This is a genomic window from Edwardsiella piscicida (assembly GCF_001896205.1).
Taxonomy (GTDB): Bacteria; Pseudomonadota; Gammaproteobacteria; order Enterobacterales; family Enterobacteriaceae; genus Edwardsiella; species Edwardsiella piscicida.
The window spans coordinates 3020691-3035135 of sequence record NZ_MPNU01000001.1 but is presented as its reverse complement, the minus strand read 5'-3'; the positions used below and the strand labels follow the sequence as shown (position 1 = coordinate 3035135).

Sequence of the window (14445 nt, the reverse complement as noted above, 5' to 3'; positions counted from 1 at the left end):
GGCGGAAAAATTGGTGAGCCGCCGGGTTGTTATCTATCTTTGCTACAGGGTACTCGGTTATTACGTCAGCGGGCGCGTCCCGGGGGATGACCATGGTAGCGGAGAGCGTCTTGCTTGCCGATACGGTATTGATTGTGGATGACTCACCGGGCTATCGCCGCCTGCTGGCGACGATCCTGGCGCGTTGGCAATACCGGGTTATCGAGGCGCAGGACGGTGAGCAGGCGCTGGCGTGTCTGGCGAGCCACCGGGTGCATATTGTGATCAGCGACTGGGAGATGCCGCTGATGGACGGCGCCGCGCTGTGCCGGGCGATCCGCGCCGGAGACTACGGTCACTATATCTATCTGATCCTGTTGACTATCCGCCAGTCGACTGAGGATATGCTGGCCGGAATGGCGGCCGGTGCCGACGATTTTTTGACGAAACCCCTCAATCAGGGGCAGCTGCGCAGTCGCCTGCATGCCGCCCAGCGCATCATCTCTCTGGAGGCCACGCTGGCGGCGCGCAACGCCACGCTGGCCCATGCCTACCAGCAGATCGAATCCGATCTGCAGGCCGCCGCCGCGATGCAGCGCAACCTGCTGCCCTCTCACGACCAAACCATTAACGGCTTCCATGCCGACTGGCTGTTTTTGCCCTCGGCCTATGTGTCCGGCGATCTGCTGAACTACGTTCTGCTGGATACGCATCATCTGGCGTTCTACTGCGTGGATGTGGCCGGACACGGCGTAAGCGCCGCCATGCTGGCGCAGTCGGTGGCGCAGGAGTTTAACAGCGCGCTGTTGACCCACAGCCTGCTGTTCTCCCCGTCGGCCCAGGCGCCTGCGCCGCCGCACCAGGTGGTGGGCGAGCTTAATCGTCGCTTTTGCCTGGAGCCGCAGGAGGATGGCGTCATGCGCTACTTCACCCTGGTGTATGGGGTGCTGGATACCCGTAACGGTCAGATAGCCCTGTGCCAGGCCGGGCATCCTACGCCGCTGTGGATCCGGGCGGACGGCAGCCTGAGCGGCGTTGGCGACGGCGGGCTGCCGATAGGTCTGTTTGAGTGGGCTGCGTATGAGGATCATACGCTGACGCTGGCGCCCGGCGATCGGCTGTGTCTGTACAGCGATGGCGTCAGCGAGTGCGACAGCCCGCAGGGCGAACTGTTCGGCGAGCTCCGCCTGCGCCGTGAGCTGCAGGCGCAGAGCCACGCGGCGGCGCCGCAGCTGCTGCAGACGCTGGCCGCCGCTCTCTCGCGCTGGCACAGCCCCGATGAGGGAACCCCGCATCAGCGCTTTTCCGATGATATTTCACTGTTGATGATCACCCGCTGTGCCGATGACCTGCAGGGACGGGTAGAGGAGAATATATGAATCTTGCCGTAGAGGAAGTGGATGGCCTGACGATTGTCTCACCGCTGATCCGCCGCCTGGATGCGTCGGTTGCCGGGGTATTTCGTCAGAACGTCGTTACGCTGATCGAGCAGGGGCACTATCGGCTGCTACTGGACTTCAGCCAGGTGGACTTCATCGACAGTAGCTGCCTGGGGGCCTTGGTCTCGCTGCTGAAGCTATTAAACAATCGGGGCGATCTGCTGCTATGCGGGCTGAATGAAAATATTCAGGGCATGTTCCGCATCACCCGGATGGATCGCGTTTTTCATATCGGTACGGATCGCCAGCAGATGTTGGCGCAGCACGGCGCCTGAGGCGGTAGGCGATGAAGCTGCGCACCTATTCATTTCCGCTGGCGGCGACGCTGGATAGCCTGGCCCCGCTGGGGGCCGCGCTGCAGGAGTTTTTTAGCGGCGCGCCGCCTGATGTGCTGTTCCAGCTGGAGCTGGCTGCCAATGAGTCCTTCAGCAATATCGTGCGCCACGGCCAGGCGGGGGCGTATCCGGTGGCGATAACCCTGACGCGTCACCCCCGACATCTGGAGGTGGTGCTGCGCGATCGCGGGCAGCCGATCCCCGCCGAGGCGCTGCGGCCGACGGCACCGGATCCCCAGATGGACGATCCGTGCAGCTGGCCGGAGCATGGCATGGGCATGCTATTGATCCGCCAAATGACCGATGAGTACCACTACCGCTACAGCGCGGGAGGAAATGAGCAGCGGCTGATCAAGTATCTGCCGCTGGGCGGCGGTACGTGCGCGCCATAGCGCATGACGGGGATCGCGGGCCGGGCGCATAGCGCGTCGGCGATGGCGAAGGGAACGACGGCTCAGGGCGCAGCGCGCCGCAGAGCCCACGGCGTATCACGCCGAGATAACAGGGGTAGCAGCTATGTCCTATAGCGCGGAAAGCGAGAGCAGTGAAAGCCGTATGCAGCGTCAGATTGTCTGTGCGCTGCGCCATCGCGTCGGTATGGAGCCGGCGGCGGCGGGCCAGCGGGACTGGTTCAACGCCCTGGCGCTGGTGGTGCGCGATCGCCTGTATGATGCCTACTGCCAAACCCGGCAGCGTCACGCGCATCAGCAGCGTAAGCGGGTGTACTACCTGTCGATGGAGTTTCTGATCGGCCAATCGCTGCGTTTTAACCTGCAGAATCTGGGGCTGTACGCAACGGCGCAGGCGGCCCTGGCGGCCGAGGGGCAGGCGCTGGAGGCGCTGTTCGATAGCGAGCCGGACGCCGCGCTGGGCAACGGCGGCCTGGGGCGACTGGCCGCCTGCTTTATGGATTCGCTGGCGACCCTGGACGTCGCCGCCAGCGGTCACGGCATCAAGTATGAGTACGGTCTGTTCCGGCAGCTGATCATCAATGATCAGCAGATCGAAAAACCGGACGAGTGGCACTCGGCCGCCTCGCCCTGGATTATCCAGCATCCGAGCCAGAGCATGATCATTCCGATCTACGGGCGCATAGAGCATGGCTTCGACGCGCAGGGAAACTATAACCCGATGTGGTTGGAGTGGAAGGTGCTGCTGGGCGTCCCCAACGACTATTACGTCAGCGGCGGTGAGGATAAAGGGGTTAACCGCCTGCGTCTGTACCATGCGGCGGCCTCCGACTCCTTCGATATTCTCATCTTTAACCAGGGGGACTACCTGCAGGCGGTCGGCGAGAAGATTGGCAGCGAGAATATCTCCAAGATCCTCTACCCCTCCGACGAAATTCTCTCCGGTAAAGAGCTGCGTCTGACTCAGGAGTACTTTCTGGTCGCCTGCACCGTGCGCGACCTGCTGCGTGATTTCTTCGCCGAGCACCAGGATATTCGCCGACTGCCGGAGTGGGCGGCCGTGCACATTAACGATACGCATCCGGCGCTGATCGTGGTGGAGCTGATGCGGGTGCTGGTGGACGAGTACCGTATCGGCTGGGATGAGGCCTGGTCGATGACCTGCCGCACCTGTTCGTTTACCAACCATACCCTGATGCCGGAGGCGCTGGAGTGCTGGTCGCTGCCGCTGGTGGAGCGTCTGTTGCCCCGCCATCTGCAGCTGATTTATGAGATTAACCACCGTTTCCTGACCACGGTCAGCCGTCGCTATCCCGATGATGCCGCGCCGCTGCTGCCATCGCTGTCGCTGATCGATGAGAGCGGAGAGAAGCGCCTGCGGATGGTGAATCTGGCGACGCTGGGTAGCCATAAGGTCAACGGCGTCTCGGCCATCCACTCCGAGCTGGTGCGCGATATGCTGCTGCCGCAGTTCAGTCGCCTGACCCCTGACAAGTTCGTCAACCAGACCAACGGGATCTCCCATCGCCGCTGGCTGCAGCTGGCCAACCCCGCGCTGGCGCAGTTTTTTACCGAGCTTATCGGTCCGGCGTGGCTGGACGATCCCCATCGTTTGGCGCAGCTATCGGACTATTGCGATGACGCTCAGGTCGTGGATCGGGTGCGGCGGATTAAAACCGACAATAAGCTGGCGCTCAGTAACTATGTCTACAGCCGCTACCGGATCGCCCTGGATCCGATGGCCATGTTTGATGTTCACGCCAAGCGTTTCCATGAATATAAGCGCCAGCTGCTCAACGTGCTGCACATCATCTACCAGTATCAGCGTCTGCAGGAGGGCGTGGAGCTGGCGACGCCGAAGATCTACTTCTTCTCCGGCAAGGCGGCGCCGCGCTATACCCTGGCCAAGCTGATCCTGCAGCTGGTGAACTGCGTGGCGCGGCGCATCAGCCAGCTGCCGCGGGTGAACGGGGTTATTCGCGTGGTGTTTCTGGAGGACTACAGCGTCTCGCTGGCGGAGCGGCTGATCCCCGCCTGCGATCTGTCAGAGCAGATATCGATGGCCGGTACGGAGGCTTCCGGCACCAGCAACATGAAGTTTGCGATGAACGGCGCGCTGCTGATCGGGACGCTGGACGGCGCCAATATCGAAATCCGTCAGGCGGTCGGCGAGCAGAACTTTTACCTGTTTGGCCACACGACGCTGCAGATAGCCCAGAAGAAGGCGCAGGGCTACCGACCCTATGAGGTGCTGAGCCAGCAGCCGTCGCTGCAGATGGCGCTGGACGCGCTGGTGTCCGGCGAGCTGTGCGCCGATCGCGAACTGTTCCGCCCGCTGTATGAGATGCTGACCGCGTCGGATTACTACATGCACCTGGCCGACTTTGATGGCTATCGTCACGCTCACCAGCAGGCGCAGCTGGACTTTAGCCGGCATACCGAGTGGTATCGCCGTACCCTGCGGGGGATGAGCCGAATGGGGAGCTTCTCCAGCGATTACACCATCCGCGGCTACTGCCGCGATATCTGGAATACCGACGTATAGCGCTGCACAGCGCGACAAAGGGCGGCCTGTGGGCCGCCCTTTTTTTAGGGTATCGAGGGGGTTACAGCGCCACCACGCGGTTGATTTCGACGACCTGATCGCTGGGCAGATAATAGTAGTCTGTGACATGAGCACTATTTCGCATCATGACGCGGAATATCTTACGCTGCCAGGTAGGAAACGCCTTGTTTCGATCCTTCATCATCAGGGATTCATGGCCGATATAGTAGGTCATCTCCTTGGGATCGCTCTGGCAGTGCTCAAAGTCGGCCCCGCTCAGCAGCTGGGGAATGTTGGGGTGCTCCATAAAGCCGTAGTGTGCGCTACAGCGCCACAGATTCGGCGCTATCTGGGTCAGGGTCACGCGCTCCGCGGGCGCGACGTAGGGAATATTGTCGACCAGGATAGTCAGCAGCAGTACGTTACGGTGCAGCGAGCCGTTGCGCTGCACGTGCAGGCGCATCACCGACGGCACGCCGGCGGAGGAGCGGGTCAGGAATACGGCGGTGCCGGGCACCCGCGGGATATTCTGCGCCTCAATGGTGTGCAGGAAGCTGGTCAGCGGGATCATGCGCTCCTGGGTCTTGCGCAGCACCATCCGGCTGCCCTTATGCCAGACCAGCATCAGGGTGAAGATGGCCAGCGCCAGCAGCAGCGGGATATAGCCCCCCTCCATCAGCTTGGTCAGGTTGGCGCACAGGAACAGCAGATCCACGCACATGAAGAACCCGGCGGCGCACAGGCTGGCGGGCAGGGACCAGCGCCAGATCTCCCGCATGGCGATAAACAGCAGCGACGAGGTCAGGGTCATGGTCAGCGAGACGGCGATGCCGTAGGCCGCGGCCAGGTTTTCCGAGGTCTTGAAGAAGATGGCCAGCAGCAGCGTGACGATCATCAGCATCAGGTTGATGCTGCCGATGTAGATCTGGCCGTAGCTCTCCTCGGTGGTCTGCTTGATCTGCAGGCGCGGCAGCCAGCCGAGCTGGATAGCCTGGCGCGTCATGGAGAAGGCACCGCTGATAATCGCTTGGCTGGCGATGATGGTGGCCAGGGTCGCCAGGATCACCAGCGGGACCACCAGCGGCGTCGGACAGAGCAGATAGAAGATGTTCTGGCTGAGATCGGCGCCGGAGAGCACCAGGGCGGCCTGCCCGGCGTAGTTCAACAGCAGGCTGGGAAAAACGATGCCGAACCAGGCGCCCCAGATCGGCTTACGGCCAAAGTGGCCCATATCGGCGTACAGCGCCTCGGCGCCGGTCACGCACAGAAAGACGCCGCCGAGCACGACAAAGCTCAGCGTGCCGTGCGTCAGCATAAAGTGGATGGCGTAGTAGGGATTTATCGCCAGCAGTACGCTGGGATGAAGGCTGATACCCCAGATGCCCAGCGCGGCGATAGAGAGAAACCACAGCGTCATGATCGGGGCAAACAGCTTGCTGATCCGCGCGGTGCCCAGATGCTGCAGTGCAAACAGCAGCACCAGAATAACGACCGTCGCCGGCAGAATATAGGGATCCAGCTGCGGCATGACCAGATTGAGCCCCTCCAGCGCGGAAAGGACTGAAATGGCCGGGGTGATCGCCCCATCGCCATAGATCAGCGCCGCGCCGAACAGGGCCGCCATGACGATGGCCGGGCGCGAATGTTTGTGGCGCACCAGCAGGGACATCAGCGCCAGAATACCGCCCTCGCCGTGGTTGTCGATGCGCATTACGCACAGGGCATATTTAAGCGAGGTAATAATGACCAGCGTCCAAAATACCAGCGAAAGCAGCCCCAGCACATCCGCGGGGGCATGGGGGTTTCCGGCCAGAGAGAGTACCGTTTTCAGGGTATAGAGCGGACTGGTGCCAATATCGCCAAAGACGATGCCCAATGCGCCAAATACCAGGATAGGTAGACGCTTGCCGGTGGATGCGTCGTTATCCGTACGCTCGGGCATGACATATCTCCTGATAATTACTTGATTTTCATAGTATAGCATAGACAATTTCTATGATGAATTGCCCAGCGGGCGATATTGTTATTCCTTGGCGACGGCGCGGCGTTGCCATTGATGCTACTCGGCGGCGGCGTAATTACTGTCGGTCCGATGCTAAATTATTTTCTGTATTTATTTGTCACTAGAAGTTTATTTCAAATATTTATTTATAAGAATAAAAGTGTGATCGCCAAAATAGTTGGATGAAAAAACGTTGGCGTCGCGCTGGTATTTAAATTTAATATTCAAATTACGCTAAGCCTGCTATCTATTTTAATGATGTTTAAATATTAATTATATAGGGAAGTTATGAAAAAGATCCCGCTAAAGGAGAACGTCTTCGTTGCCGCCTATGCCCGGATGAACTGGGTATTTGAAACTTTTCCTCGGGTGTGCGTTTCATTTTCCGGCGGAAAGGATTCTACCGTTCTATTGCATATCGCTGCCGAGGTCGCGCGTCGGAAAAAGCGCCGTCTCTTCGTCCTGTTTGTCGATTGGGAGGTGCAGTTCAGCCATACCATCCAGCATATCGAGAGTATGCGTCAGCGCTATCAGGATGTGATTGAGCGTTTCTTTTGGGTGGCGCTGCCGCTGACGACGGCCAGCGGGGTGTCGCAGTATGAAACGGAGTGGACCTGCTGGCAGCCGGGGGTGACGTGGGTGCGCCAGCCGCCGCCGGATGCCATCACCGATCCGGACTTCTTTCCGTTCTATACGTCGGGTATTAGCTTCGAAGCCTTTGTGGTGGCCTTTTCCCTCTGGCTATCGGGGCGTAAGAGTATGGCGACGCTGGTGGGGATCCGCGCCGATGAGTCCCTGAACCGCTTTATGGCGGTGGCGTCGCAAAGCAAGCTGCGCTACGACGACGACAAGCCCTGGACGACCGCCTCTCAGGATGGCTTTTACTATACCGCCTATCCGCTGTATGACTGGAAGGTCAGCGATATCTGGCATTTTAACGCGCAGCAGCGTCTGCCCTATAACCCGCTGTATGATCTGATGTATCGCGCCGGGGTGCCGCTGCGTCAGATGCGTATCTGCGAGCCTTTCGGCCCAGAGCAGCGTAAGGGGCTGTGGCTGTACCACGTGCTGGAGCCGACGACCTGGGGACGCGCCTGCTCGCGGGTCGCCGGCGCCAACGGCGGCGCTATCTACGCCAATCAGAGCGGGGCGTTTTATGCCCTTAATCGGCAGATCGACAAGCCGCCCCAGCACACCTGGAAAAGCTATGTCCACTATCTGTTGGCCAGCATGCCGCAGAAAACGGCGGAGCATTACCGCAATAAGATCGCCATTTACCTGCGTTGGTATCAGCGCCACGGCTACCCGCAGGATATTCCCGACAGCCAGGAGAGCGATCTGGGAGCCCGCGATATTCCCTCGTGGCGTCGGATTTGTAAGACCCTGATCAAAAATGATTTCTGGTGCCGTTCGCTGTCCTTTAGCCCCAATCGGCCGCAGGCCTACGCGCGCTATGTTAAGCGCATACAGCAGAAGCGCCATCAATGGGAGATTATCTGAGATGACCCTAGAAGCCCTAGAGCAGGCGCTGATCGACCTGCTGGAGTCCCAGTCGACGACGGCGCAGCGCATCGCGCTGCTTAATCGGCTGCGGACGCTGCTGCATCGCTACAGTCCCTTTGCCGATGAGCCGGTGGACTGCGTGCTGTGGATCGCCAACGAACGGATTGAGGCCAATGACTATAACCCCAACGTGATGGCGCCGGTGGAAAAACGGCTGCTGCAGCGTTCGCTGGCTTCGGACGGCTATACCCAGCCGGTGGTGGCGGTGGCGCAGGGAGAGCGCTACGTGGTGATCGACGGTTTTCACCGTTACCTTCTGGGCCGTAAGAACGTGACGCTACGCCAGCGACTGCAGGGCTATCTGCCGGTGACGCTGCTGGTCAGCGCGAGTGAGGATGCGGCGGCGCGCATTGCGGCCACGATCCGCCATAACCGCGCGCGCGGCAAGCACCAGATCGCGCCGATGTCCGATATCGTCCGCGATCTGCACCGCCTGGGCTGGGATGAGGGGCGCATCGGCGAAGAGCTGGGCATGGACGCCGATGAGGTGCTGCGGCTCAAGCAGATCAGCGGACTGGCGGAGCTGTTTGCTGACGAGGGCTACAGCCAGGGATGGACGGTGGATTAGCGGCGAGCCGCGCCGACGGCTTAAAAGCCGACGTCGCGGAACATGTCGCTCCCTATGCCGCCGTCGCGCGGGCGATTCATCTCTTCCATCTGCTTAATCAGCCCCAGACTGGCCCCGATGGGGCCACCCACGCTGAAGCCGACGCTGCTGGAGCGGCTGTTGGTACGGCTGCTACTGTGGGTTTGGCTGCTGTTGTTACAGTTGCTTTGGCGGGTGCGGGTGACGCCGTCATCGCTGAACACGCTGTCCTCACTTTGGGTGCAGCTTCCCTGAGACTGCGTATGGCTATCGCCGGTCGTATGGCTGCTGCTGTCGGTGTGCCACTCGCTATATTGTCCGGCGGGGGCGATGACGTTGACCGGAGTGCCGTAGGCGGCATAGTGCTGGAGCGGTACCCCGCCGCAGGCGCTTAATAACAGTGAGGCGCCTGCGATAAAAAGGAACTTACCCAGAGTTATTTTCTTCATTATATATACCTATTTTTGGTTAGTTATTTTTGATGCTGTGTTGAATCAGGCTGGCTATTATTCATTCTTATCCCCCGAGATCAAGCTGTTTTAAATAAATTGGTATTATTCCTAGTGATGTTTTTTGGCGTGAAGATTCATTTGCAATACAATTAAATGAACGCCGAAGTGACCATTCGGTAAAATCGATGTGATTTTTTCCGCTATTCCTATTTGTCCGCTGCCGTGCGCAGAAATGCGCGTTCGTTTATGTTTGGTGTATTTTCGCAAGGGTATTTTACGCCGGTCGCAGCGGCGCTCATGCGGCGCCGAAATAAGACTCTCATGACATTTTGGCGCCGCGCCGCTGGCGTGCCTGACGGTTTCTTAATTTAAATATTGTCTATTTTTAGGAATAATCATAATGAAAAAAAGTTTTTGCGCAGTATCTCTGTTGATTTCCCTGGGTGCCGCTGCGCCGGTAATGGCCGAGGGCCAGACGGTTTCTCTGGGCTATGCTCAGGCCAAGGTGGCTGATTTTAAAAATATTGCCGGGGTTAACCTGAAATATCGCTATGAGTGGGACTCTCCCCTTAGCCTGATGACCTCCTTTACCTATATGAGCGGCAGCAAGGCGTTCAGTGAAAGCACGGGGCTGGAGTATTCTCGCGGTAATGGGGATCTGAAATATTACTCTCTGGCGGCGGGCCCGGCCTGGCGGATTAATGATAGCGTCAGCGTTTATGGGCTGCTGGGGGTTAACGTGAATAAGACCACGGTCTCCGCCGCCTGGCGCGACGTGTGGGTCGGCGGCTATGAAGAGGGCAGTCTGCAGCAAACGCGCAGTAAGGGGTCGCTGATGTACGGCGCCGGTCTGCAGATCAACCCGCTGGCCAACTGGAGCATCGATGTGGGCTATGAGGGATCGCGCGTCGATCTGGGCGGCAGCAAGCACAGCATCAACGGCTTTAACCTGGGTGTCGGCTACCGCTTCTAAGCCAGCGGCGGGGGCCGGGTGCCCCCGCGACGGGGTTAGGGGCAGGGCATCAGGCGGACTTTAATGTCCGCCGGCGCCGCGTGATAAGGTGCTGAGGTGATCAGCAGCCCGACGCCCGTCTGAGCGATGGTCTCAATGCTGTTCAGGTTGATCCCACCGGCCAGCGACAGGCGGCAGCGGGGGGCCAGCGTGGCCGCCTGCGTCTGGATCTGCGCTATCTGCGCCAGGGTGAACTTATCCAGCTGCAGAATATCGGGCTGCGCGGCCAGCGCCGCCGCGGCCTCCTGCGGGGTGTCCGCTTCGACGATCAGGGTCTTTTCCGGCGCCTGACGACGCAGGCGCGCCACCATTCCCCGCCAGTCATCGGGCTGCGGCCAGAAACGCCGGTGGTTGGTGAACAGCAGAACGGTTTCAGCGCAGCCGGCGCGGTGCAGAATGGCGCCGCCGTCGAGCACCGCCTGCATGGCGGCTAGCCGGGTGCCGGGAATCGACTTGCGGGTACAGGCTATCTGCCCCTCGGGCTGGTAGCGGCGCAGGATATCCACCATGCGGGCGGCGTAGTCGCTGACCCCGCAGCTCCACTCCAGCAGATTCTGGCTGGCTTTCCAGCCCTGGTGCAGCGCGGCGGCGCTGCCGCGGGCCTGCAGCAGCAGGGCGCCGGGCTCGACCCGATCGCCGTCGCGCACGGCGGCGATGCTCTCCAGCCCCAGTCGGGCCAGCATGCGGCAGGTGAGGGCGATGGCGCTGACGCAGCCCCCCTGACGGTGGTAAAAATGCATCTCACCGCGTCGTTCGCCGATCCCCAGCGCGCGGGTGGTGATATCCCCCCCTGGATATCCTCCTGCAGCCAGGCGTCCAGCTGGCTGTCGCTGATAAAAATCATTCCCGATCCTCCGTTAATGGCTGCGGCTGCCAGGCGATCAGCGCCCAGTCACGTCGCGCTCCGGCCGGCGCGCGTCCCCGCTGCCGGCAGTGATGATAATAGGCCTCCAGCGCCTGACGCTCCTGCGGGCTGATCTCGCCCAGCGCCAACGCGATGGCATCGGCAAACTGCGCCGCCGTCGCGGCGTGCTGCTGGCAGGCGGGCGCGCCGATAAAGCTCACGCTGGCGTGGATCCCCATCTGGTAGAGAATATTGACGGCATAGATATAGTTGGGTAGCTCGCGGATCGGGCGGCCGATGGCCTGTAGGATGTGCGGATCAACGAAGCTGCCGCTGACCGGATGAGTGGTGTAGACCCACTGGCGAGCGTGGCGATTAAGCTTGGCCAGCGCCGGGCGCAGATCGTCGACCAGGGTCGAGCGCGAGGCGACGACGACGTCGCAGCGGGGAATATCGTCCCAGGGCTCCTCCCAGGCGCGCTGTATCAGCGTGACGTTGTCCAGGCGCAGGTGTTCGGCGCGCTGGGCCGCGACCGCCAGCATACCCTGGCTGTAGTCCAGGCCATAGGTCTGACGCAGGCGCGGCGCCGTCGCCAGACAGACGCTGCCGGGGCCGCACCCGACGTCCAGCAGGGTCTGCGCCCGGCTGAGATCCATCGCCGCCACCAGCTGCTGCAGGTAGGGATCCTGCGGCGCGGCGCAGGTGACTGACATGGCCTGCGCCCGGCGATCCCAGTGCGCCGGCGGTTTGGTGGAACGCTGCGCCTGCTTCAGCTGCTGGCGGTACAGCGCGGCGAAGTCTATTTCATCGATCAGCATAACCCTTCTCCTTGGCGGGGCGTCCGCGCCAGCGCGGTTGGCTGGCGCAGATATCGCCATCGCTATATATTTGTTTATATAATGAAAAGCGGCGAGCGTGACGTCAAGCGCCGCGTGATACCGACGCCGGTGGTCTCACGAAGATATTACGCGCTTTTTATCCGACGTCGACAGCCCATGCGGACAGGCGAGCGTTCGACGCCGGGGCGCGGCGACCTGCGGCAGAATAAAACGGGGCGGAGGGGATGGCGGAGAGCCAATAATGCGTCATGCGGCACGGAAAATTTAGCAATCAGCCAAATCGGACGTTAGCTAATAAATAAATATATCGCTGAATGCGTTATTTATTGTATAACGGAAAGGTAAGGCTTATGTCGCAGGAGTCGATACGCAGGCGGTATTTTGCGTTATATTCTCCTATGACATCTTGAATGATTACCCGTCCGCACCGGACTGATTCTGCCACCCTCTGGGCGTCGGTGGCCGGGTGGAATGGTGCGGATGGGTAAACTTTCTCGGTATGATCCTACCCTTATTTACGCTGTGCCTTAGAGAGCATCCACTGCCATTTTTGTTCGCGGTTGAGCTCATCGGGGGGGACGCGAATGGCCATGCGCGCGACGGCCTCGGCCTCCGCTGCCTTCTGCTCTGCATCGGCGGGGGTGCCTTCGCTCTCCGTGTTGATGGCGTTGCGGATCCGCGCGGCGATCAGCTCATCGATGTGGCTGACCTGAATCAGGCGTTGGCACTGGCAGCCGCGGCCCTCCAGCTGATTGGGGACCGTCTTGGTCTGACAGGTAATCTCCTCCACGCCGGATAAAATATAGGATACGGTGTTGATGGCTTTGCAGGGAGAAAGGTCGAACTGTTGGGCTATCTCGCGGGCGCTGACCCAACGCTGCTGTTGCATCACCCAGCGTGCAACGGACAGATATAAAGGTTCCTGAGCATACTCTCTACACATATTCCCACCCATTTAACCAGAATGATTAATCCAATTAACAGTATTCTGTAACCTGTCATGCAATATTCGTGAGGCATCCTGACAGCATCGCTGACGTCTGTGCACACAGGCTATGGATATATTTGAATATACCCAACGGCTGCCGCTAATCACAATGAATTTTTATATCTTTTTGATAAAAATGTCGCCGCGACACTGTTGTTAAAACAATGTTTTGCTTAGGTATGTAATACGTGATTGTTCGTATTTCTTATCGCGCGGTGCATTAACATGATGCTCTCGCAGAGGGGATGATGGTGATCATGAATATTATTGTCGATGTTATTTTATTACATTTTTTGATGCTCGGTGCTGGGCGTATTTCGCGTGAAATACTCTGGTAATTCTATTATTTATAATGGTTTTTTCTGCTTATGGCGTAGCTCACAGAACCCATTTCTGTATGTCATAAAATATCAGTTAGTCGATTGGGAGAACGGTATGCAACAAAAGAATAAAGTAAATGTCCCTGAGCGCATTTCTGATGAAATGAAGCGGGTTCTGCAATTTCAGCAGCAGAATACAACGGATGAACAGAATTGTTCAGATTATTCGTCGATGCGTCAGGCCTATATTCAGGAGCGGCAGTATTGGAATCAGGGCGGCGCCGAAATGGCCCGCTGTGAGCAGGTCAACGTGGAGACGCCCCATGGCCCGGTTGCGACGCGTATCTACTTTCCGCGTCACCCGGCGCAGGCGGTGCTGTTTTATCTGCACGGCGGCGGATTTATTGTGGGCAATCTGGATACCCACGATCGCATTATGCGCCTGCTGGCCGACTACAGTCGCTGCGCGGTGATCGGTATCGATTACAGCCTGTCGCCGGAGGCGCGCTTCCCGCAGTCCATCGAGGAGAGCGTCGCCGTCTGTGAGTTCTTTCATCGCCGCGCCGATGAGTTCGGGCTACCGATGGCGCGGATTGGCTTTGCCGGTGATTCCGCCGGGGCCATGCTGGCGATGGCGACGGTGCTGTGGATGCGCGATCGCGGGATCGACTGCGGCGAGGTGCGCGGGGTGCTGCTCTACTACGGTCTGTATGGTCTGCAGGATTCAGCCAGCCGTCGCCTGTACGGCGGCGTTTGGGATGGACTTACCCAGGCGGATCTGCAGAGCTATGAGCAGGCCTACCTGCCGGATGCGGCGTCGCGGGAGTCGCCCTATTACTGCCTGTTTAACAACGATCTCACCTATGGCATTCCCCCCTGCTTTATCGCCGGGGCACAGTTCGATCCGCTGCTGGACGACAGCGTGGCGCTGTACCAGACGCTGCGCGAACACCGCCAGCCCTGCAGCTACCACATGTATCCCGGCGTGATGCACGCCTTTCTGCACTACTCCCGCATGATGGAGAGCGCCGACCGCGCCCTGCGCGACGGCGCCGACTATTTTTACCGTCAGCTTCAGATTGCCTGATGCGCAGCGGGTAGCCTTAGGGCTACCCGCCGATTCGCGGCCGA

12 protein-coding genes and 1 pseudogene are annotated in these 14445 nt (G+C 59.7%); 8 read left to right on the top strand and 5 right to left on the bottom strand.

The features are described 5' to 3' along the window. The first annotated feature begins 92 nt into the window (after positions 1-92). The 4 genes from BRD58_RS14000 to BRD58_RS13985 all read left to right on the top strand — a co-directional run bounded on the left by BRD58_RS14000 (position 93) and on the right by BRD58_RS13985 (position 4708). Positions 93-1358: a PP2C family protein-serine/threonine phosphatase gene (locus BRD58_RS14000; protein WP_012849513.1), complete on the top strand. Its 1266-nt coding sequence runs from the start codon at positions 93-95 to the stop codon at positions 1356-1358. After that, positions 1355-1693 (top strand): STAS domain-containing protein, encoded by a 339-nt coding sequence (locus BRD58_RS13995; protein WP_012849512.1) that lies wholly within the window; start codon positions 1355-1357, stop codon positions 1691-1693. The genes BRD58_RS14000 and BRD58_RS13995 overlap by 4 nt, the downstream gene beginning before the upstream one ends. An 11-nt stretch (positions 1694-1704) precedes the next feature. Beyond that, a complete protein-coding gene (locus BRD58_RS13990) occupies positions 1705-2145 on the top strand; it encodes an ATP-binding protein (protein WP_012849511.1) in 441 nt (146 codons plus the stop codon). A gap of 124 nt (positions 2146-2269) precedes the next feature. After that, positions 2270-4708, top strand: coding sequence for a glycogen/starch/alpha-glucan phosphorylase (locus tag BRD58_RS13985; RefSeq protein ID WP_069579151.1), 2439 nt, complete (start codon positions 2270-2272; stop codon positions 4706-4708). Between the two features lie 61 nt (positions 4709-4769). On the opposite strand, the gene BRD58_RS13980 is transcribed toward BRD58_RS13985, so the two are convergent. Further along, positions 4770-6650: a potassium transporter Kup gene (locus tag BRD58_RS13980; RefSeq protein ID WP_012849508.1), complete on the bottom strand. Its 1881-nt coding sequence runs from the start codon at positions 6648-6650 to the stop codon at positions 4770-4772. Positions 6651-6998: 348 nt separating this feature from the next. Here BRD58_RS13980 and BRD58_RS13975 point away from each other — a divergent pair, with 348 nt between their 5' ends. Together BRD58_RS13975 and BRD58_RS13970 are read left to right on the top strand one after the other, a co-directional pair. Continuing rightward, entirely contained in the window at positions 6999-8210 is a 1212-nt protein-coding gene (locus BRD58_RS13975; protein WP_012849506.1) for a phosphoadenosine phosphosulfate reductase, read from the top strand. A 1-nt stretch (position 8211) separates the two neighbouring features. Then, positions 8212-8841, top strand: coding sequence for a ParB N-terminal domain-containing protein (locus BRD58_RS13970; protein ID WP_069579148.1), 630 nt, complete (start codon positions 8212-8214; stop codon positions 8839-8841). A 20-nt stretch (positions 8842-8861) separates the two neighbouring features. Here BRD58_RS13970 and BRD58_RS13965 read toward each other — a convergent pair whose 3' ends face one another. Beyond that, positions 8862-9308, bottom strand: coding sequence for a hypothetical protein (locus tag BRD58_RS13965; RefSeq protein ID WP_069579145.1), 447 nt, complete (start codon positions 9306-9308; stop codon positions 8862-8864). Between the two features lie 403 nt (positions 9309-9711). Between BRD58_RS13965 and BRD58_RS13960 the strand changes: the two genes are divergently transcribed. Then, a complete protein-coding gene (locus BRD58_RS13960; RefSeq protein ID WP_012849502.1) occupies positions 9712-10284 on the top strand; it encodes an Ail/Lom family outer membrane beta-barrel protein in 573 nt (190 codons plus the stop codon). A 35-nt stretch (positions 10285-10319) separates the two neighbouring features. Here BRD58_RS13960 and modD read toward each other — a convergent pair. The 3 genes and pseudogenes from modD to caiF all read right to left on the bottom strand — a co-directional run bounded on the left by modD (position 10320) and on the right by caiF (position 12949). Further along, positions 10320-11167, bottom strand: a pseudogene (modD, locus tag BRD58_RS13955) (ModD protein). Further along, on the bottom strand, positions 11164-11985 hold the full coding sequence (locus BRD58_RS13950) for a class I SAM-dependent methyltransferase (RefSeq protein WP_012849500.1): 822 nt from the start codon (positions 11983-11985) through the stop codon (positions 11164-11166). The pseudogene modD and the gene BRD58_RS13950 overlap by 4 nt, the downstream one beginning before the upstream one ends. Positions 11986-12517: 532 nt before the next feature. Then, positions 12518-12949, bottom strand: a complete 432-nt coding sequence (gene caiF, locus BRD58_RS13945; RefSeq protein ID WP_034167980.1) for a carnitine metabolism transcriptional regulator CaiF — start codon at positions 12947-12949, stop codon at positions 12518-12520. Positions 12950-13429: 480 nt separating this feature from the next. On the opposite strand from caiF, the gene aes reads away from it, so the two are divergent. Then, positions 13430-14401 carry an acetyl esterase gene (gene aes, locus BRD58_RS13940; RefSeq protein WP_069579141.1) on the top strand — a complete coding sequence of 324 codons (972 nt, stop codon included), beginning with the start codon at positions 13430-13432 and terminating at the stop codon, positions 14399-14401. Positions 14402-14445 lie beyond the last annotated feature (44 nt).